Origin of the sequence: Hydrocarboniphaga sp. (assembly GCF_965279055.1) — a bacterium.
Lineage (GTDB): Bacteria > Pseudomonadota > Gammaproteobacteria > Nevskiales > Nevskiaceae > Hydrocarboniphaga.
The window spans coordinates 1447925-1466832 of sequence record NZ_OZ257125.1 but is presented as its reverse complement, the minus strand read 5'-3'; the positions used below and the strand labels follow the sequence as shown (position 1 = coordinate 1466832).

Genomic DNA, 18908 nt, shown 5'->3' with positions numbered 1-18908 from the left:
GGCGCATCAACGGCGAAACTGATCGAGCAAGGCCGCGCCCTGCACCGCGATGCGCTCGTCGGCCGCCAGCGCGGCCTGCGCGACCCACACCGTGTCGCGCTGCGTATCGACGATCTGCACGCTGCGGCGCACGAACTGCTCCGGCGCCTGATGCACCCAGACCCAGGCCGCATCCGATGTTCCCTGCACGCTCGCACGCGGCAGACTCAAGCTCGTCGCGATCGCCTGTTTAGGCGCGGCATTCAGCGACACCTCGGCCAGTGCGCCGGGCGCCAGTGAAGGCGCCTGCGCATCGAAATCCAGCAACAAGGTCCAGCCCGGCTCCGGCGATGCGGCCGAATAGCCGACCGCGTGCAGCGGATAAGTCCTGGCATCGACCGTCGCGCTGGCGACGATCGCGCCGCGCGTGTAGCGCGGATCGTAGACGCGCACCGCGAGCCGCGGCCGCGCGCCGGCGAGTTCGAACAGCGCCTGGCCACGCGCCACCACTTCGCCCGCGGAGACCGGCGCACGCTGCAGCCGCCCTGCCTCGCCGGCGCGGATCTCGACGCGCCCGGACAAGCCCTGCTGCGCCAGCTCGATCTGACGCTGCAGGGTTTCGTACTCGGCGAAAGCGCCTTCGACGTAGGTGTTGCCTTCGGCGCCGATACCGCTGGCGCGCTGCTGCAGGCGCAGCCGGTCGACGTTGATCTGGGCGATGCTGATCTTTTGTTTCAAGCTCGCCAGATCGACTTCGCGCCGCGCTCTTTCACGCTGGCTCAGCGCCGGCTCCAGCACCGCCAGCAACTGGTTGGCGGCGATGCTCTGCCCGGCGACCGGCCAGCCGCCGCCGACCGCGAGCAGACGGCCGGCTTCCGGTGCCTGCACGCGCCAGTTCGATTCCGGCCGCTGCAGCACTTCGCCGGTGAGCTGCAAGGCCGTGGCGGCGCGCGCATCGCCGACACGCGTCGTCGTGATCGCCAGCTCGTGCTGAAGGTTCTTGCTGACGGTGACGACCGCAGCCGGCGCGGCCACCGCGCCGCCGCCGTGGTCTTCGCCGTTGTGTGCCTGCGCACCGACGTACACACACAGCAGTAGCAGTAGCCCGGGTGAAACCCGGGAGATTTTCCAGCGGAGCACAACCCCGGGTTTCACCCGGGCTACGAAGTTCATCGCAGCCGCAGCAGGCTGGCGGCATCGACGACGACGCGGTCCTGCTCGCCGATGCCGTCGGTGACGATCAGGCTGCGCTCGTCCGCTGCCGCGAGCTTGACCGTGCGCGGCACGAAGCGCTCGGCGGCTTCATGCACCCAGACCTGGGACTCGTTCCGATCGAGAAACGCGCTGGATTTCGGCAGGCGCAGCTGCGCGGTTTTCAGCGGCACGTCGATCGCCAGCATCTGCCCCGGCGTCAAGCTCGCGACCGCATCCGCATCGACCGAATACAGCGCGCGCCAGGCACGCAACGCGGCGTCGTAGCTGTCACCGATCAGCTTGAGCTTGGCCGCGCCGAGCTGCGCGCCATCGAGCAGCAGTGGCTGGCGATCGTCGTGGACCAGCTCGATCACCAGGCCGTCGGCGGCCGCACCTTCGAACAGCGCGTCGCCCGGAGCGGCTTGCTGCCGGCTTTGCGCGAAGCTCGCCAGCAGCACGCCAGCGGCCGGCGCCTTCAAGGCGATGCGGTCGGACAGCGCGCGATCCAGCACTTCGCCGCGCGCCTGCGAGCCGTGGTAGTCGGCGACGATCGCCATCGACGGTGTCGGCAGGCTGATGTCGATCTGCTTCTCGGTGTCGATGTCGAAGCGCCGCACCTGGACCTGCGCCAGATCGAAATCACGCTGCTGCGCGCGTCGCTCGGCCAGCAGATCGCGGCGCTCGGGATCGGTGTAGGACGGCCGTATCCAGGCCAGCACCTGCCCGGCGCTGACGCTCTGCCCGGCCACCGGGAAACCGCCGGCCGGCGCCTCGAGCACCCCCGGCTGATCGCTCATCGCGCGCCAGCGCCGGCGTGGATCGGCGAGCACGCGGGCACTGAGTTTCACGCGGGTCTGCAGCTGCGGCTGCTGCGTGGTGATCGCGAGCTGGTGTTGCAGTTGCTTGTCGATCTGCAGCGAGGGCGGTGCGGAGAATGCACTGGACGAAACGGCCGCAAACAACAAAAAGACTCCCCGCTCCCGCGTGCGGGAGAGGGTGCCCCGCCAGGGGCGGGAGAGGGCGATGCGCGCGCCGCCCTCTCCCCCCGCTTCGCGGGACCCTCTCCCGCAGGCGGGAGAGGGGAATTCGGCAGCTCGGCGCGACAAGTTCAGCTCAGGGCGTCGCCGTCGCCGGCTTGGCTTCGAGCAGCTCGACGATGCGCGACAGGCCGCGCAGCTGCGCGACCTTGACCGGCGTGTAACCGGACTGCGTCGCGATCGTCGGGTCGGCGCCGTGCGCCAGCAGCAGCTGCACCTGCGGCTCGTGACCGGCGGCGCTGGCCAGATACAGCGCGGTCAGGCCGCGATTGTTCTGCGCGTTGAGCTGGGCGCCCTTGTCGATCAGCAGGCTCAGCAGCTCGTTGCCGGAGCCGAAATACGCAGCGTGAATCAGCGGCGACCAGCCGGCGTGATCGGCCAGGTTGACGTCGGCGCCGCGCGCGATCAGCTGCTTGGCGCATTCGACCTGGTTCTGGCTGACGGCGGCGATCAGCGGCGTCTGGTCGAGCGTGTCGAAGCCGTCGATCGGCAGACCCGACTTCAAGGCCGGCTCGATCTTGTCGCATTCGCCGCGACGCACGTCGTTGATGAAGAACGCGAGGCGGTCCTGCGGCGTGAGCTCGGCTTCGGCCGGCGCCGGGTCGGCAGCGGCGGTGGTCGCCGACGGGTTGTGGGCGCAGGCCGCGAGCAGCAGCGGCGCAGCGAACAGCAGCCGGTTCAGCAGCTTGTTAAGCGAAGTGGTTTTCATCGTCGTCAGGCCTTACTTGTTGCTCTTGGCAGCGCCGCCGCCGTTGCTGGCGGTCGCGCCGGGGCCGGTGATCTTGGCGCCCTTGGTCAGCGAGGCCGTCAGTTCTTCGATCTTCAGCTGCGCGGTGCGCTGACGCAGCGCTTCATGCGAGCCGTCGTCGAGCTGGTCGTACGGCAGCGGCTTGGCGACCGGGCGCGGCCCCTCTTCGAGCTTGACCACGTGCCAGCCGAAACGGCTGCGCACCGGCGCCTTGCTGTATTCGCCCTTCTTCAAGGCCACGACCGCATCACTGAAATGGTGGTCGACGAAAATATCGGGACGGAACCAGCCGAGGTCTCCACCATTGGACTGGCCACCCGGATCCTGGGTGTAGCGCTTCGCGACTTCGGCAAAGTCTTCGCCTTTCTTCAGCGCGGCCAGCGCCTCAAACGCCGAGGACTGCGACGAGGTCAGGATCTGGCGCACGTGATACTCGGTGATCTTGCCGTTGGCGCGGTTCCACTCGTAGGCGGTGCGCAGGCTGTTGTCGTCGACCGGGTTGGCGTTGAAATAGTCTTCCAGATACGCACGCGACAGGATCAGGCGCTGCTGGTAGGCGAGCTGGTCGGAGACGTCGGGCTGCTTGTCCAGACCTTTCTTGCGTGCGGCCTGGGCCAGCACTTCTTCGGTGATCAGTTCGGCGCGAGCTGCATTCTTGACGTCGTCGCCGTTGAGCTGGCGCGCACCTTTCTGCTCGTCCAGGCCCGAGGACATCAGCCGCACGTGGTTGACGCTGATCGGCTGGCCGTTGACGACCACATCGGCGGCAAGGCCGGAGTTATCAGGCAAGGCCTGATCATCGGCGGCGAAAGCGCTGCCGGCAACGGCGGCCAACAGCGCGGCACCGGTGAGACGGCTGACAGTTCGGAACACGGGCAACTCCTCTGAAAAATACTGAATCGAATATCGAGACGAAAGATTGGAATCTCATCACTTAAGAATTCCGTCGCCCGCGTACGGACCAGGGAATTCCTAAATGAGCGGGCGTCGCGACGAAAACCGTGTCGCGACGCCCGCCCCACTACTGACGACTACGGCTTACAGATCGCCGTCCGGGTTCAGCGGCGCGGCCGGGAAGTAGCCCGGGCCGAACAGCGCAGCACCGTCACGCTCGAAGATCGCGGCGTGCGGCTTGGCGCCGCCCTTGGCGCCGCGTTCACCCGGCCACAGCCAGGCATCGCGAGCCGCCGAGTCGAAGTCCAGGCAGGGCGTGCCGAGCAGTTCGTCGGTGAACGACGTGTCGAGCACGGTGGCACCGGTGGTGCGATCGAGCTTGCCGAGGCACACCGTACGATCGCCGTCCGAACCGGTGCCGGGCAGCGGCACGTGGTTGAGTTCGACGAAGTACTGGATGAACACGTAGCGCTCGGTGCCGCTGACCGCCGGCTTGCCGATCACCTGGTCACGCGGCGTCTTGATCGCGCTCGGGGTCAGGTCACGATAACCACCCTCACCGCTCGGCGTGGCCTGGTAGCCAACGCGGTCGATGTTGGTGAAGTGAGGACCACCGTGCGTGTACAGGTTCTGCAGCGAGTTCAGGTTGCCGCTGCCCGGCGAGCCGCCGGTACCGGAGGGTTCGCCACCGGCATGTGCCGCCGTGACGACGATGCCCTGCGGCGTCAGCGCGCGCACTTCGGTCACCGCCTCGGCGAGACGGACGTACGGAACACCAGGCTGGCTGGTGTTGGACGAGGCCGTGGTGGCCAGGCCAACGCCGGTCGGGCCGGTTTCGAACTGACCGATCGCACCACGAACGCGCGGGCAATCGTCGGCTTCGTTGTTGTGATGCAGCACGTTGAACTTGCCGCTGACGCCACCCGACAGGTCGGCGCGCTTGGCCTTGGTGCCGAGCGTGGTGTTGGCGGTACGGCTGGCATCGGCTTCCGGGAAGTCGCAGGCAATGGCCGTGGCCTTGGTGCTCGCGGTGCCCTTGGCCAGCAGCGGACGGATGTCGACGGTCAGCACGCGACGGCTGTGCTCGCGCGGATAGTCACGATCGAAGTCGATGGAGCCGGCTGCGTCGATGGACTTCGGCGATTCGATGCCCGAAACCGGCAGCACCAGGAAGCGATCGTCGTCGGTGATGCTGAAGTACGACACGCCCGAGCAGGGGCCGACGTCGTACACCGCACGCCAGTACGGACCCTTGCCGCCGAAGGCGTTGACCGCATCGCCGCGGATGGTGATGTCCGGGCTGTAGAACAGCACGCCGCCGCACATCGAGGCACTAAACGCGCCCTTGTGCGGAACGTAGTCGGACGAGCCTTCCGAGCAGCTGGTCGCGGACTTGGTCGCCGCGGCATTGGCTGCCACGCCGGCGCTGGAGACGGCCCTGTCGTAGCTCGGGTCGCCGTTGTTGATCCAACCCTTCTGACCGACGCAGTGATGCGACTGGTGCGGCAGGCCGAACGCCATCAGGCCTTCGTTTTCTTCGTGGATCAGGATCGGCTCCTGGCGCGGGCCATCCGGCACGGCCGAAACCGAGCGCAGATACGGGTTGCTCGCATAGACGCCGGCTTCCTTCAGCGAGTCCTTGGTCTTGCCGTAGGTGTACTCGCCGCTCGGTTCCCAGACGCGCACGGACGAGCCGAAGCTCGAACCGCAGACGCCGAGCGGGCCGATGCCGGTGCCGGTGCCGCCGTTGGCGGCGCTGCCGCAGAGTTCGCCGAGCGCGCCGTTGATGGCCGCCGCACCGATCGAAGCGGCAACCGCGTAATCCGAGGTTGCCAGGTATTTGCCGTCATAAGTCAGCGCCATGCCGTGCGGCACGGATTCCAGACCGGCGTCCTTGTTGCCCAGGAAGAACAGACCCTGGTTGGCAGTACGCGTCTGGCGGCTGTCGGGCGAGCTGGTGTAAGCGGTCGGGTTGCGCGGCTGATCCGCACGAACCGAAGCCACGTACTCGGTGATGCCTTTGTGGCCGAGCAGGGGGTTGTCGTCGGCGCCGACGCCGAGATTGGCGATCAGGCCGAACTGCTTGGCGTTTTCGGTCAGGCCGGTGACGGACGGAACCGCCGGCAAGCAGCCGCCGAGCGCGGTCGGGGCAACGCGGCCCGGATCGATTTCGGTGATGGTGCCGCCCGGGCCGTACACGTAGTTGCTCATGTAGGTGTACATGATCTTGTGACCGCCGGTCTTGGACGGCATGACCACGAAATCATCGGTCAGCGACGAGCGACGCAGCTGGGTACCGCAGACCGCGATCTCGGCCTTGCGGATGCTGCGCACGCTGGTGATGTCGTAACGGAACACGTTCTTGGAGATCACGCCGCCGGCCAGCGTGTACTTGCGGCCGGCCTTGAGGCCGTCGCTGCCGTCGGAGATGTACGAGGTGTAGGCGAGCATGTGATGCGGATCGTTGTGCGAATCCGAACCGAGCACGCCGACGATGTTGCCGGCGACGTTGGAGGCGAGCACGTTCGGCAGCTCGGCGGTCCAGATCACGTTGCCGTAGGTCGTCGAGTTCGGTTCGGCGTCGACTACCGCCAGAAAGTCCTGCGAGGTGCTCGGATTGCACAACGGCGTCGAGCAGCCGTCGCCGGTCCACAGCAGCAGCACGGCACCGTTGGCGATCTGGCCGCCGGTGTACTTGTTGATCGCCGGCGGCGCGTTGCCGCCGGTGGCAGCCGCGGCTGCGTCGCGCGTGCTCAGCGACGACGTCGTGCTTTTGACGATACCGGTGGTGGTGTTGAGCACGTTGCCGAGCAACGCTGAGGCCGCGACCGGTGCGGCCGCATTGGCGGCTCCGGAAGCGAGCATGGATGCAGCCGTGAAGCAGGCCGACGCGGTGGATAGCGCGGCCGCCCCCCAGGCCTTGTTTCGTCCCCTGGGACGCGATTTAAAGAAACTCATTGAGGCACTCCTTGTTTTATAAGCAATCGATGGCATCCGGGATGCAACGCTTTTGCTCACTCCTCTTCGTGAGGTGGCCGGCGTCAGTTGCTTTCCGCTCCCTGCGGTGACGCGAAGATACACGCGCAAACTGTTATTAAGCTCACACGGAATTAGACTTTTTTGGGCACCTCTAAAGCGCTTCGGTTCTAAGGCGAACCGCGTGTCAGATTCCACTTACAAACGGTGCTGCAATTGTTCAATCGGTAAAACGGCGGCTCACGACGGCCCCCTAAAACGGCGGTCTCAACCGGTTTTTTGCATATCGATAGATCAAAACCGGCGTCAGGAAACTGTCGAGTGCGGTGCCGATCAGCAGGCCGCCGAATATCACCAGCGCCACCGGATGCAGCACTTCCTTGCCCGGCGCATCGCCGGCCCACAGCAGCGGCGCCAGCGCCAGTGCGGCGACCAGCGCGGTCATCAGCACCGGCAGCAGCCGCTCGCTGCAGGCGCGCTGCACCAGCGCGCGCACATCGGCCTGCGGCGACTCGCGCGCCAGCTGCAGGCAGTGGCTTAGCTTGAGCAGGGTGTTGCGCGCGGCAATGCCGAACAGGGTGACGAAGCCGACCGCGCTGGCGGCACTCAGCGGCGTGTGCGTGAGCGCCAATGCGGCAATGCCGCCGATCGCCGACAGCGGCACGATCGCCATCACGATCGCGCTCAAGCGTGCATCGCGGTAGCGAGCATGGATCACCGCGCTCATCAGCAGCAGCGAGATCAGGCCGAGAGCTAGCATGCGACGCAAGGTCGCGCCCTGCTCCGCCGCCTCGCCTTCCAGATGCGCCTCGTAGCCGGCCGGCAGATGCAACTCGGCCAGCGCGTCGGCGACGGCATCGGCGGCCGGCTCCAACGCATCGCTGGGATACGCCGACACCACCAGCCGCCGGCGCAGATTCTCGCGCTGGATCTGGCTCTCGCCGTTGACCAGCACCGAGTCGGCGATCGCCGCCAGCGGCACCGGCCCGGCCGGCGATTCGATCAGCAGGTCCGGCAGCGTCGCGCTGACTCTCTGCGCCTCGGGTACGCGCAACACCAGATCGAAGCGACGCTCGCCCTCGACGATCTGCCCGAGGGTCTGGCCGCCGGCGAGCGCGGCGATCTGATCCTGCACGCGCGGCGGCGACAGGCCCCAGGCGCCGGCGCGCGCGACATCGACGCGGGTCTGCCATTGCGCGACCGGCGTCTGCCGCTCGACCTGCACGCCGGTCAGCCGCTCGTCGTGCTGCAGATGCGCGGCGAGTTCGGCGGCGAGGCGGCGCAAGATGTCGAGATCGTCACCGATGAATTTCACCGCCAGCGGCGCGCGCACACCGGACAACACGTGATCCAGACGATGTGAAATCGGCGCGCCTATCGACAGCGTGCCCGGCAGCCCGGCGAGCGCGTCGCGAATGCCCGCCTGTGCCTGCGCGCGCGACGCGCCTTGCGCCAGCGTCACTTCGAATTCCGAGTAATGCACACCCTCGGCATGCTCGTCGGCTTCGGCGCGGCCGCTGCGATGCGCCGCGCGAATCACGCCCGGCACCGCGAGCATGCGCTTCTCCGCGAGCAGCGCGACGCGCTGTGATTCGCTGAGCGCAACGCCGGGCTGCATCACCAGATTGACGGTGAGCGTGCGCTCGGAGAACGGCGGCAGAAACGTGCGCGGCAGCAACAGCGCGGCAAGCAGCGCGAACACCGCCAGCAAGCTCGTCAGCAGCAGCGGCCAGCGCGGCCGGTCGAGCACGAGATCCAATGCTTGCGTGTAACGCGCCCTCAGCCGCTGCACCCAAGGTCGCTCGGTCGGCAACTTGCGCAAATCGAGGCCGAGCAGATAAAGAGCGGGCGTCACCGTCAGCGCGACGACCAGGCTCGCCAGAATCGCCGCGACGTAGGCGAACGCCAGCGGCGTGAACAAACGCCCGGCAACGCCGCCCAGCGCCAGCACCGGCGCGATCGCCAGCACGATCACCAGCGTCGCGACCAGAATGCCGGAGCGCACTTCGGACACCGCGCTGACGATGACGGCCGTCGTGCTGACAAAACCCCGTTCCTCCCGAGTGGCGGACTGCGTCCGCGTATCGAGGGACGCATCGCGCAGTCTCCTGACCACATTTTCGACGCCGACCACCGCATCATCGACCAGCTCACCGACCGCGATCGCCAGTCCACCGAGCGTCATCGTGTCGATCGCGAAACCGAAGCCGTGCAACAACAGCACGGCCGCAATCAGCGACAGCGGTATCGCCACGGCCGCGGCCAGTGTCGCGCGACCGCTGCCGAGAAACAGCAGCAGCACCAGCGCCGCGATCAGCGCACCATGCAGCAGCGCGTCGCGCACATTGCCGACCGAGGCCTCGATGAAATCCGCCTGGCGGAATACCGCCTCGACCTGCGCATCGCCAGGCATACCGTCGCGCAACTGCTGCAGGCGCCGATCGATCGCCGCGCTCAACCGCAGGCTGTCGACACCGGGCTGTTTCTGTACCGACAGGATTACCGCGGCCTCGCCGTCGACACCGGCATCGCCGCGCTTGATGCGCTGGCCTTCGCCGACGTCGGCGACCTGCTGCAGGCGAATCGGCGCATCGCCTTTCCAGGCGACGGCAGCCTGGCGCAGTGCGTCGATCTCGAACGGCCGGCCTATCGTGCGCAGCACGCGCTCCCTGCCGTCGTCCTCGACGATGCCGGCGCCGCCATTGCTGCCGTAGCCGCGCATCGCGCTCTCGATCTGCGCCAGCGTCACGCCATTGAGGCGCATGCGCTGCAGATCCGGCCGCACTTCGTACTGACGCAGCTCGCCGCCGATCACCAGCACCTGCGCGACGCCTGGTACGGCGAGCAAGGCCGGGCGCGCCGACCAGTCCGCCCATTCGCGCAGCGCCGCCGGCGTCACTGCCGCATGCGGCGAGCGCAGGCCGAGCAGCATCACCTCGCCCATCAGCGACGTGATCGGCCCGAGCCGCGGCTGCAGGCCAGGCGGCAACGATGCACGCGCGGATTCGAGGCGCTCGGTGACGAGCTGCCGTTGCCGGTAGAGGTCACTGCCCCAGTCGAATTCGACCTGGATCAGCGCCAGTCCCGGTGTCGAGGTCGAGCGCAAACGCTGCAAGCCCGGCAGGCCGGCGAGCGCGGCTTCGAGCGGATAGCTGACCAGCGACTCGACGTCTTCGGTCGCCAGCGTCGGCGCCTCGACCTGCACGGTCACGGTCGGCCGCGTCAGATCCGGCAGCACGTCCACCGGGATCTCGCGCAGCTGCAGCGTGCCGAGCAGCAACAGCACCGCCGCGGCGGCGAGCACCAGCAGGCGCTCGCGCAGACTCCAGGCCACCAGCGCGGAAATCATGCGCGCGGTCGTCGGCGCCAGGCGACGAAGGCGAGCACCAGCAGCGCGACGAAGATCAGTATCGCGAGTGCCAGTGTCACGACGGAATATGCCGGCGGCGCCGCGGCATCCACCGTGCGCGCACGTGGCAGATGCCCGGCGTATTGTTCTTCCCACTCCCGGCCGCGCAGGCTCAGGCTCAGCTCGAATTCGCGCTGATCTGCACTGCCGAGCAGATCGAGCGGTACGCGATAAGTACCGGCTTCGATCGGTTGCGCCTGCACCGATGAGCTGCCGACGCGCACGCTGACGGTGATGTCCGACAGCGGCTGGTTGCTGGCGAAGTCATCGACCCAGACGATCAGACCTTGCGTATCGATCAGCGCGACCGATTCGAGGCGCGGCGACTGGTAGCTGAGGCGCGGCGTCTGTGCAGTGGCGTCGACGACGGCTGCCGCTTCGTGATCCTCGTCGTGGCCTTCGTGTGCGCTTGCGAAGGGCATGCAGGCGAACAGCGAGATCAGCAAGGCCAGCCTGCAGACGCGGCCGGCTCCCTCGATACGCCGCGTTGCGGCTACTCGGGACGAACGGGGATTTGTTCTGTCGTCCAGAATTTCTCGGCCCTCCGTTCGTCCCGAGTAGCGGGCAGAGCCCGCGTATCGAGGGAGCGGACCGCGCTCCCGGCGCCTGGCGCTAGCGCGCCGCTGCTTCTGCAAAACGTCGGTCATGAAGAAAGCGGTCATCGCTCAGGGTTTGTAGGAAGGCCAGCAAGTCGGTGGCTTCGGCGTCGCTCAGCGACGCCGCCTTTTGCAGCTTCGGATCGGTCAGCGCCGCCGGCGCGATGCCGCCGCGGTAATGCGCAATCACCTGCTCCAGCGTATCGAAGCGGCCGTCGTGCATGTACGGCGCGGTCTGCGCGATGTTGCGCAGGCTCGGCACGCGGAACAGGCCGCGATCCTGCTGCTTGCCGGTGATCAGCGCGCGGCCGATGTCGTCGTTGGCGACCCCGTCGCTGCGATATTCATGGTCGGTGAACAAGGGTTCGGTGTGGCAGGACGCGCAGTGCTCGCGAAACGCGACCAGCCCGCGCTGCTCTTCGGCGCTGAACTTCTCGCGGCCGGCGACATGGCGGTCGTAGCGCGAATCGGCGGAAATCATCGTCGCCAGAAACTGGCTGAGCGCGCGCAGGAAACGCTGCGAGTCGATGAGCTGACCGTCGTTGCCGGCTGCGCCGAAGGCGCGCTCGAATTGCGCGACGTACTGCGGATCCGCGCGCAGCTTGGCGAGCACGCCATCGAGTGTTTCGCCCATCTCCACCGGATTGCCCAGAGGCGCCAGCGGCTGCAACTCCAGATGAGTGATGCCGCCGTCCCACATGAAATCGCGTTGCCAGGCGAGGTTGGCCAGGCCCGGCGCGTTGCGCGTGCCGTTGGCGCCATTGAGGCCGTGGCTGAGGCGATGATCGTAGTGCGCGAACGCGGCGAACTGCTGATGGCAGCTGGAGCAGGCGACCGTGCCGTCTTTCGACAGGCGCGTGTCGTAGAACAGGCGTCGCCCGAGTTCGAAGCCGGCGGTCGTGACCGGATTCTGTGTGGCGTCGTACGCCGGCTCCGGCCAGCCGGCCGGTGTGCTCAGCCGCGGCGTGCGCTGCTGATCGAACCAGGCCGCCAGCGGCGTCGCCCAGCCAACCGCGGCCAACGAGCACAGCGCGGCAAGCGCCAGCAGCAACTCACGAAGGCGGATGATGCGGCGCATGCGCCGCCGTCAGTGCCGCGGCTCGTGATGCACGTGGTCGACGCGAAACGCCTGCGCGTATTGATCGGCAACGAGCTTGCCGCCGGCCGGGTCCATGATGCTGGCGTGCTCGGCAATTTTCAGCGTGGACGGCGGTTGAAACAGCGCGCCGATGTCGGCGTGCAGGTGCACGGTCGAGATCAGCTCCGGCGTCAGCTTCAGCGGTTTGCTGCCCAGCGGAAGATAGATCGTGCGCAGGTTGTTGGCGGTGTCGCGGCTGCCGCCGATGTGATAACTGACGCCGTTGCCCGAAGCGCTCGACTGCGGCGAGTGGCCTTCGAGCTTGAAGAAGATGTAACCGGTGTTCCAGGTCCAGAACATGCCGTGCGCCGGATCGAGCGCGCCGGTCTGCGCGCCGGCCGCATTGCGTGCGGCGTCGACACCGACCAGGAACTCGATGCCCTCGTAGTCGCCGGATGAAAAGCCGCTGACATCGAAAATCTTCGAGCTGCCCTGCGCCTCGTCGACCAGGAAATAATTGCGCGCGTCCTTGTCGCTACACGCGGCCGCCGACCAGCTGCCGTCGTGCTTGCGCAGCCGGAAGTTGCTCAGGTAATAGCGCAGCTTGTCGACGCTGAGCTGCTCGCCATTGGACAGGCTCAGCGGCGCGCCGAGCTGCAGCGGCTGCGCGCCGACGACGTGGCTGATCTCGACGTGCAGCGGCGCGCCGGCGTCGTCGCCGTGGCAGGCGCTCAGGCTCAGCATCGCCAGCAGCGCGCCGCCGAAGCCGAACCATCGATCACGCCTGCCTGCTGCCCGCAGTCCATCCGCCGCTGCCATGCGTTGTTGCCTCCCGAAGCCAAGTGCGGCGAATCTAAGGAAGCGCTATAAGCTTGCGAAGGAATATTTGGCCTTACTCTTATGCCCAAAACCTACAGTCTCTCCCCGCGCCCGACTTTTTCGGCGCTATCGGCCGCGCTTTTCGGCATAAGCACGGCCGCCGCGGCGCTGACGTCGGGGCCCGCCAGCGCCGCCGACCGCGTAACCGGCCGCGCTTTCGCCACCCGGTCCGAGGTTATTGCGAGCCATGGCATGGCCGCGACCAGCCAGCCGCTGGTCACGCAGATCGCGCTCGACGTGCTCAAGCAAGGCGGCAGCGCGGTCGACGCGGCGATCGCCGCCGACGCCGCGCTCGGCCTGATGGAGCCGACCGGCAGCGGCATGGGCGGCGACCTGTTCGCGATCGTCTGGGACCCGAAGACGCAGAAGCTTTATGGTCTCAACGCCAGCGGCCGCTCGCCGAAGTCGCTGACCCTGGCCGAGTTCCAGAAACGCGGCTTGACGCATATTCCGCCGCGCGGCCCGCTGCCGGTCAGCGTGCCGGGCTGCGTCGACGGCTGGTTCGAGCTGCACGACAAGTTCGGCAAGCTGCCGATGAAAAAAGTGCTGGCGCCGGCCATCGGCTACGCACGCGACGGCTTTCCGATGACCGAGCTGATCGCCTACTACTGGGATCGCACGGTGCCGCTGATGGCGCAGTATCCGGGTTTCCTGGAGCAGTTCACCCGCAACGGCCAGGCGCCGCGCAAGGGCGAGATCTGGAAGAACCCGAACCTCGCCAACACGCTGGAAAAAGTCGCCAGGGGCGGCCGCGACGCGTTCTACAAGGGCGACATCGCGCGCACCATCGACACCTACTTCAAGGCCCAGGGCGGCTATCTGTCGTACGAGGACCTGGCCGCGCACAAGAGCGAATGGGTCGAGCCGATGTCGACCAATTATCGCGGCTACGATGTCTGGGAGCTGCCGCCGAACAGCCAGGGCCTGACCAGCCTGCAGATGCTGAACCTGCTCGAGGGCTACGACATCAAGGCGATGGGCTTCGGCAGCGCCGAGCACCTGCACACCTACATCGAAACCAAGAAGCTGGCCTTCGAAGATCGTGCGAAGTACTACGCCGACCCGGCCTTCGCCAAGCTGCCGCTGGCCGGGCTGATTTCCAAGGACTATGCCGCCGAGCGCCGCAAACTGGTCGGGCCCAAGGCGGCCAAGCGCGTCGACGCCGGCAACCCGGCGCTGTATGCCGGCGACACCATCTACCTGACCACCGCCGACAGCAGCGGCATGATGGTGTCGCTGATCCAGAGCAATTACCGCGGCATGGGCTCGGGCATGGCGCCGCTGGGGCTGGGCTTCATCCTGCAGGACCGCGGCGAGATGTTTTCGCTCAAGGAAGGCGAGGCCAATACCTACGCGCCGGGCAAGCGGCCTTTCCAGACCATCATCCCGGCTTTCGTCACCAAGGACGGCAAGCCCTGGCTGAGCTTCGGCGTCATGGGCGGCGACATGCAGCCGCAGGGCCATGCGCAGATCCTGATGAACATCATCGATTTCGGCATGAACATCCAGGAGGCCGGCGACGCGCCGCGCATCTACCACACCGGCTCCAGCGAGCCGACCGGCGAAGTCATGAGCGACGGCGGCGAAGTGTTCCTTGAGTCCGGCTTCCCGCTGGAATCGGTGCGCGAGCTGCGCAACCGCGGCCACGCGGTCGGCTGGGGCATCGGCGAATACGGCGGCTACCAGGCGATCCAGCGCGACCCGGTCAGCGGCGTGTATTACGGCGCCTCGGAGTCGCGCAAGGACGGGCAGGCGGCCGGGTATTGAGCGGCGAACGGAAAGCAGCGGGTGGATCAGGCAGCGCGTGCTGCGAGCCTTGCATCGGTAGAACCGAGCGGATCGACATCCGCTGTCGCCATCGTGCGGATGCGCAAGCTGATTTCGGCGTACGGCGGCCACGCCGGCGTGCGCAATCCGGCGGTGTCTGACGCCGCCTGGCAGCTGGCGATTAAGCCGAAATAACCGATCATACGGGGCATGACCCGCCCCCTGAAACCAATCCAAGCGCTGGACTGGGCCATGCTGGTGATGGCGCTGGCCTCGATCGCGCTGCTGCTGTGGGACAGCTTCGCCATATTGAGCGAGGCGCAGCAGCAGGCGATCAGGATGATCGATCTCGCGATCTGCGCCTGCTTCGCCGCCGAGTTCCTGTATCGCTGGCGGCAACAGCGTTGGTCAGCGCGCTATGTGGCACGCAACTGGTACGACGTGCTCGGCATGATCCCGGTGCAACAGCCGGCGCTGCGCGCGTTCCGGCTGGTCCGCATCGTCATTCTGGTATCGCGTTTCGGCATGGCCGCGGATCGCGCTTTCGGCGACGAGACCGCACATCGCCTGAGCTGGCGCTTCAAGCAAATGCTGGTCGACGCTTTTGCCGGCGTGGTCACGCTGGCGGTGATACGCGAAGTGGAAACCGTGCTCTACCAGGGCACGTACACGCGCAACCTGTCGCGCGCGCTGGATCGCAATCGCGACGGCCTGCGCGAACTGGTGCTGGACAAGATGCGCCAGGACCCGAAAACCGGGCGGCTGTCGAAAATCCCGTTCTACGACGACATCGTCGAAAGCGTCGTCGACGCGGCCTTGCGGGTCAGCGGTGATCTGCTGGAGGACCCGCGCGCCGACCAGTTCGTGGCCGATCTGTTGCGCGAGAACCTGGAGCAGATCCGCAGCGCCGTCGAAAAGCGCGAGCAGTTCCATCCGCAGGCGCCGCCAGCGGGCTGAGGGCGCGGCGTGCTTCCGCGGAGAGTCAGGCAACACACTCGATACTCGCGCCGTGTTCGACCTCGCCCGGAAATGCGCCATGCCCCGCCCGCCCCTGCTCTGCCTGCTGTTGCTCTCGTCGCTGAGCATGACTGGCTGCCATCGAATCGAGGCGGTCGAGACGCTGCCGGAAGCGAGCAGCCCGGCGCCGACCGTCGAAGGCTCGAAGACCTCGATTGAACGCAAACCGGTGCTGCGACCATCGCGCGGCGAGGCGCTGAGCATGTGCGACGCCTACATGGGCTTCGAAAAGAACGACTGCCTGTACAAGGTCAAACGCGACTACGACCAGGTGGTCGCTTCGATCGGCTCCAGCATCGCGGGGTGGCGTCATGCAAGCTGAAGGCGCGGTGATTCCGCAAGCACGCCTGCGCTGGCTGGAGCAGGGAACAATCAGCGAAATCATGACGGGCGAGCTGTTCGCGAATCGCACGCTGGTGCTGTTCGCATTGCCCGGTGCATTCACGCCGACCTGTTCGAGCCTGCATCTGCCGCAGTACGAGGAATTGATGCCGAGCCTGCGCGAGGCCGGCGTCGACGAAGTGGTCTGCATCGCCGTCAACGACGCCTTTGTGATGGCGCAATGGGGCGCTCAGCAGCAGGTTCGCGAGGTGCGGCTGCTGGCTGACGGCAACGGCGAGTTCACCGAGGCGATGGGCATGCTGCTCGATGACAGCCGCCTGGGCATGGGCCGACGCTCGCGGCGCTACTCGATGCTGGTGCGCGACGGTCGCATCGAAAAAATCTTTGCCGAAGCCGAGGGCGACGGCGATCCGTTCAAAGTCTCCGACGCGGCAACGATGCTGCGTTATCTGGCGCCGGACAAAGCTGCGCCGCCGCACATCGCACTGCTGAGCAAGCCGGGCTGTCCGTTCTGCGCCAAGGCGCGCGCGATGCTCGACGAACATGGCCTGCGCTATACCGATGTGCCGCTGCCGGATGCGACGCGCGCCCGCGTACTCGCGGCGATCGCCGGCGCCAGCAGCACGCCGCAGGTCTATGTCGACGGTCAGTTGATCGGCGGCAGCGAGCAACTCGAAGCCTGGCTGGGCGCACGGGCACGCACGACGGCCTGAATCCGCGCATCGGTGGCGACACTGCCCGCCCGGGCTGCTAGTGTCATGCGCTGCAAGCATTCCCATCGAACAAGAGGAAGCCGGAGACCGCATGCTGACCGTCCACCATCTGAACAATTCGCGCTCGCAGCGCATTTTGTGGCTGCTCGAAGAACTCGGCCTGCCCTATGAAATCAAGCGCTATCAGCGTGACCCGTCGACGATGCTGGCGCCGAAGGAACTCAAGGCGATCCACCCGCTGGGCAAGTCGCCACTGCTGACCGACGACACCGCCAACGGCCGGCTGACCATCGCCGAATCCGGCGCGATCATCGAATACCTGCTCGACACCTACGGCAACGGCCGGCTTGCGCCCGCGCGCGGCAGCGCGGAGTTCCTGCGCTATCGCTTCTGGCTGCACTACGCGGAAGGCTCGATCATGCCGCTGCTGGTGATGAAGCTGGTGGTCGGCTCGGTGGCCAAGCGCGCGCCGTGGCTGGTTCGGCCGGTGGCCAAGGGCGTGGTCGATGGCATCAACAAGGCTTTTCTCGGTCCGCAGCTGAAACTGCATTTGAGTTTCATCGAAGCCGAACTCGGCAAGAACAGCTGGTTCGCCGGCGAAGAACTGACGGCCGCCGACGTGCAGATGAGCTTTCCGCTGGAAGCCGCCAGCGTGCGCGCCGGAGGCGCCGCGATGCCGAACATCGACGCCTTCGTCAAACGCATTCGCGCGCGCCCCGCCTACCAGCGCGCGCTTGAAAAAGGCGGCAAGTTCGAACTGGGGAGCTGAAACGCAGTCCAAGCCCCACACCGCAGCAGTTGCAGCAACAATTTAAGGAGATCGACATGCCAAGGACGGCAAGCAGCAACAGTCGCAACGACAAGCCGCGCAGCGAGCTGGACTTCGACGACGACAACATTCGAGCCGTCGCTGACGCCAAAGACGACGACGTCAGCGCCGACGATCTCGCGCCGGAAACGCTGCTGGACGAAGAGGGCACGCATACATCCGACGGGCCGGCAGATCAGGGCCTGCGCGAAACACGCGCATCGACCATCGGCGCCGGCGGCGGGCTCGACGAGGCCGAGCTGGCGGACACGCAGCCGGTCGGCAAAAGCGAGGCCGAGCGGCTCAAGCGCAAGGCCGACGAGCATGCCAACGACCCCAACGCGTTCGAGCCAGCCGAGGCCGCGGAAGTCGCCTCACGCAACAAGAAGAAGCGCTGACCTTGGAGCGGCTCGTGAACCGCCCCTTGATTCAACCCCGAACCGCCGCGGCTCTCGACCCGCCCTACTTCGTTCGGCTCACTCCGCCGGTATCCCCGCTGGCCTAAGCTGCGGCGGGACCAACGGGGGAATCACATGGCGGCAGACTGGACTCTGGCGGACATGCCGTCACAGCGCGGGCGTGTGGCGCTCGTCACTGGCGCCAATCGCGGCCTCGGATGGCAGATCAGCGACGCGCTGGCCGCAGCCGGCGCACACGTCGTCATGGCCTGCCGTGATGGCCAGCGCGCCGCTGCCGCCGCGGAGTCGATTCGTGCGCGCCATCCGCAGGCGAGCCTGGAAATCTCGTCCGTCGACCTGGCCGAACTGGCCTCGGTGCGCCGCTGCGCCAGCGCGTTCTGCGAACGCCACGCGCAGCTCGACCTGCTGATCCACAACGGCGCCGCAATCCTGGCACCGCACGGCAAAACGCGCGATGGCTTCGAGACGCATCTCGGCATCAATCACTACGCGCCGTTCCTGCTGACCGGCCTGCTGCTGGAGCGTTTGCAGGCAGCGCCGGCAGCGCGGGTGATCGGCACATCGAGCCTGGCGCACAAAATGACCTCGGGACTCGACCTGTCCGACCTCGACTACCAGCGACGGCCGTACAAGGATATGGACGCCTACGGTGCCAGCAAGCTCGCCGCATTGCTGTTCACTGCCGAACTCGATCGACGTCTGCAACACGCCGGCTCGCGTATCGTCGCGGCGGCCGCGCATCCCGGGTACAGCAACACCAACCCGGAAACCGGCGGCTTCTGGATGCGGCTGGCGACGCGGCTGTTCGCGCAAAAAGCCGATATCGGGGCCCTGCCGGCGCTGTACGCGGCGACGGCCGGCGACGTTCGCGGCGGCGACTACTTCGGCCCGGGCGGATTCAAGGAACTCGGCGGCGCACCCAAGCGTGCGGCGCCGAGCGACGAGGCGAAGGATCCGCAGCTCGCCGCGCAGTTGTGGGAATTGTCGGAGCAGAAAACCGGCATCCGCTATCTCAGCCTGTAGGAGCGGATCCTATCCGCGACTCGACTCTG

17 protein-coding genes are annotated in these 18908 nt (G+C 67.0%); 8 read left to right on the top strand and 9 right to left on the bottom strand.

The window, feature by feature from the left end:
- Positions 1-6 precede the first annotated feature (6 nt).
- The 9 genes from ACQZF9_RS06720 to ACQZF9_RS06680 all read right to left on the bottom strand — a co-directional run bounded on the left by ACQZF9_RS06720 (position 7) and on the right by ACQZF9_RS06680 (position 12730).
- Positions 7-1152: an efflux RND transporter periplasmic adaptor subunit gene (locus tag ACQZF9_RS06720; protein WP_428312485.1), complete on the bottom strand. Its 1146-nt coding sequence runs from the start codon at positions 1150-1152 to the stop codon at positions 7-9.
- Entirely contained in the window at positions 1149-2135 is a 987-nt protein-coding gene (locus tag ACQZF9_RS06715; RefSeq protein WP_428312484.1) for an efflux RND transporter periplasmic adaptor subunit, read from the bottom strand. Before ACQZF9_RS06715 ends, ACQZF9_RS06720 begins: the two co-directional genes overlap by 4 nt.
- 151 nt (positions 2136-2286) lie before the next feature.
- Positions 2287-2919, bottom strand: a complete 633-nt coding sequence (locus ACQZF9_RS06710) for an ankyrin repeat domain-containing protein (RefSeq protein WP_428312483.1) — start codon at positions 2917-2919, stop codon at positions 2287-2289.
- Positions 2920-2931: 12 nt separating this feature from the next.
- Entirely contained in the window at positions 2932-3831 is a 900-nt protein-coding gene (locus tag ACQZF9_RS06705; protein WP_428312482.1) for a peptidylprolyl isomerase, read from the bottom strand.
- A 165-nt stretch (positions 3832-3996) separates the two neighbouring features.
- Positions 3997-6717, bottom strand: coding sequence for a hypothetical protein (locus tag ACQZF9_RS06700; RefSeq protein ID WP_428312481.1), 2721 nt, complete (start codon positions 6715-6717; stop codon positions 3997-3999).
- Positions 6718-7081: 364 nt separating this feature from the next.
- A complete protein-coding gene (locus ACQZF9_RS06695) occupies positions 7082-10177 on the bottom strand; it encodes an efflux RND transporter permease subunit (RefSeq protein WP_428312480.1) in 3096 nt (1031 codons plus the stop codon).
- Positions 10174-10659, bottom strand: a complete 486-nt coding sequence (locus ACQZF9_RS06690) for a hypothetical protein (RefSeq protein WP_428312479.1) — start codon at positions 10657-10659, stop codon at positions 10174-10176. The genes ACQZF9_RS06695 and ACQZF9_RS06690 overlap by 4 nt, the downstream gene beginning before the upstream one ends.
- 190 nt (positions 10660-10849) lie before the next feature.
- The gene (locus tag ACQZF9_RS06685; protein WP_428312478.1) at positions 10850-11911 is read right to left on the bottom strand and encodes a cytochrome-c peroxidase; all 1062 of its coding nucleotides are present in this window, start codon (positions 11909-11911) and stop codon (positions 10850-10852) included.
- A gap of 9 nt (positions 11912-11920) precedes the next feature.
- Complete coding sequence (locus ACQZF9_RS06680) at positions 11921-12730, bottom strand: MbnP family protein (RefSeq protein ID WP_428312477.1); 810 nt, start codon at positions 12728-12730, stop codon at positions 11921-11923.
- A gap of 81 nt (positions 12731-12811) precedes the next feature.
- Here ACQZF9_RS06680 and ggt point away from each other — a divergent pair, with 81 nt between their 5' ends.
- From ggt to ACQZF9_RS06640, 8 genes are all read left to right on the top strand, one after another.
- The gene (ggt, locus tag ACQZF9_RS06675) at positions 12812-14557 is read left to right on the top strand and encodes a gamma-glutamyltransferase (RefSeq protein WP_428312476.1); all 1746 of its coding nucleotides are present in this window, start codon (positions 12812-12814) and stop codon (positions 14555-14557) included.
- A gap of 21 nt (positions 14558-14578) precedes the next feature.
- On the top strand, positions 14579-14752 hold the full coding sequence (locus ACQZF9_RS06670) for a hypothetical protein (protein WP_428312475.1): 174 nt from the start codon (positions 14579-14581) through the stop codon (positions 14750-14752).
- A 15-nt stretch (positions 14753-14767) separates the two neighbouring features.
- Positions 14768-15514, top strand: a complete 747-nt coding sequence (locus tag ACQZF9_RS06665) for an ion transporter (RefSeq protein ID WP_428312474.1) — start codon at positions 14768-14770, stop codon at positions 15512-15514.
- Between the two features lie 79 nt (positions 15515-15593).
- Positions 15594-15896, top strand: coding sequence for a hypothetical protein (locus ACQZF9_RS06660; protein ID WP_428312473.1), 303 nt, complete (start codon positions 15594-15596; stop codon positions 15894-15896).
- Positions 15886-16629, top strand: coding sequence for a glutathione peroxidase (locus tag ACQZF9_RS06655; protein ID WP_428312472.1), 744 nt, complete (start codon positions 15886-15888; stop codon positions 16627-16629). The genes ACQZF9_RS06660 and ACQZF9_RS06655 overlap by 11 nt, the downstream gene beginning before the upstream one ends.
- 91 nt (positions 16630-16720) lie before the next feature.
- The gene (locus ACQZF9_RS06650; protein WP_428312471.1) at positions 16721-17398 is read left to right on the top strand and encodes a glutathione S-transferase; all 678 of its coding nucleotides are present in this window, start codon (positions 16721-16723) and stop codon (positions 17396-17398) included.
- A 56-nt stretch (positions 17399-17454) separates the two neighbouring features.
- A complete protein-coding gene (locus ACQZF9_RS06645) occupies positions 17455-17835 on the top strand; it encodes a hypothetical protein (protein ID WP_428312470.1) in 381 nt (126 codons plus the stop codon).
- A 135-nt stretch (positions 17836-17970) separates the two neighbouring features.
- Positions 17971-18879 carry an oxidoreductase gene (locus ACQZF9_RS06640; protein WP_428312469.1) on the top strand — a complete coding sequence of 303 codons (909 nt, stop codon included), beginning with the start codon at positions 17971-17973 and terminating at the stop codon, positions 18877-18879.
- Positions 18880-18908 lie beyond the last annotated feature (29 nt).

What these genes read in the sequence shown, in the direction of transcription:
- ACQZF9_RS06640 (WP_428312469.1), top strand. Translation starts at nt 17,971, where the DNA reads ATGGCGGCAGACTGGACTCTGGCGGACATGCCGTCACAGCGCGGGCGT.
- ggt (WP_428312476.1), top strand. Translation starts at nt 12,812, where the DNA reads ATGCCCAAAACCTACAGTCTCTCCCCGCGCCCGACTTTTTCGGCGCTA.
- ACQZF9_RS06680 (WP_428312477.1), bottom strand. Translation starts at nt 12,730, where the DNA reads ATGGCAGCGGCGGATGGACTGCGGGCAGCAGGCAGGCGTGATCGATGG.
- ACQZF9_RS06685 (WP_428312478.1), bottom strand. Translation starts at nt 11,911, where the DNA reads ATGCGCCGCATCATCCGCCTTCGTGAGTTGCTGCTGGCGCTTGCCGCG.
- ACQZF9_RS06645 (WP_428312470.1), top strand. Translation starts at nt 17,455, where the DNA reads ATGCCAAGGACGGCAAGCAGCAACAGTCGCAACGACAAGCCGCGCAGC.
- ACQZF9_RS06710 (WP_428312483.1), bottom strand. Translation starts at nt 2,919, where the DNA reads ATGAAAACCACTTCGCTTAACAAGCTGCTGAACCGGCTGCTGTTCGCT.
- ACQZF9_RS06660 (WP_428312473.1), top strand. Translation starts at nt 15,594, where the DNA reads ATGCCCCGCCCGCCCCTGCTCTGCCTGCTGTTGCTCTCGTCGCTGAGC.
- ACQZF9_RS06690 (WP_428312479.1), bottom strand. Translation starts at nt 10,659, where the DNA reads ATGCCCTTCGCAAGCGCACACGAAGGCCACGACGAGGATCACGAAGCG.
- ACQZF9_RS06665 (WP_428312474.1), top strand. Translation starts at nt 14,768, where the DNA reads ATGACCCGCCCCCTGAAACCAATCCAAGCGCTGGACTGGGCCATGCTG.
- ACQZF9_RS06720 (WP_428312485.1), bottom strand. Translation starts at nt 1,152, where the DNA reads ATGAACTTCGTAGCCCGGGTGAAACCCGGGGTTGTGCTCCGCTGGAAA.
- ACQZF9_RS06655 (WP_428312472.1), top strand. Translation starts at nt 15,886, where the DNA reads ATGCAAGCTGAAGGCGCGGTGATTCCGCAAGCACGCCTGCGCTGGCTG.
- ACQZF9_RS06650 (WP_428312471.1), top strand. Translation starts at nt 16,721, where the DNA reads ATGCTGACCGTCCACCATCTGAACAATTCGCGCTCGCAGCGCATTTTG.
- ACQZF9_RS06700 (WP_428312481.1), bottom strand. Translation starts at nt 6,717, where the DNA reads ATGCTCGCTTCCGGAGCCGCCAATGCGGCCGCACCGGTCGCGGCCTCA.
- ACQZF9_RS06695 (WP_428312480.1), bottom strand. Translation starts at nt 10,177, where the DNA reads ATGATTTCCGCGCTGGTGGCCTGGAGTCTGCGCGAGCGCCTGCTGGTG.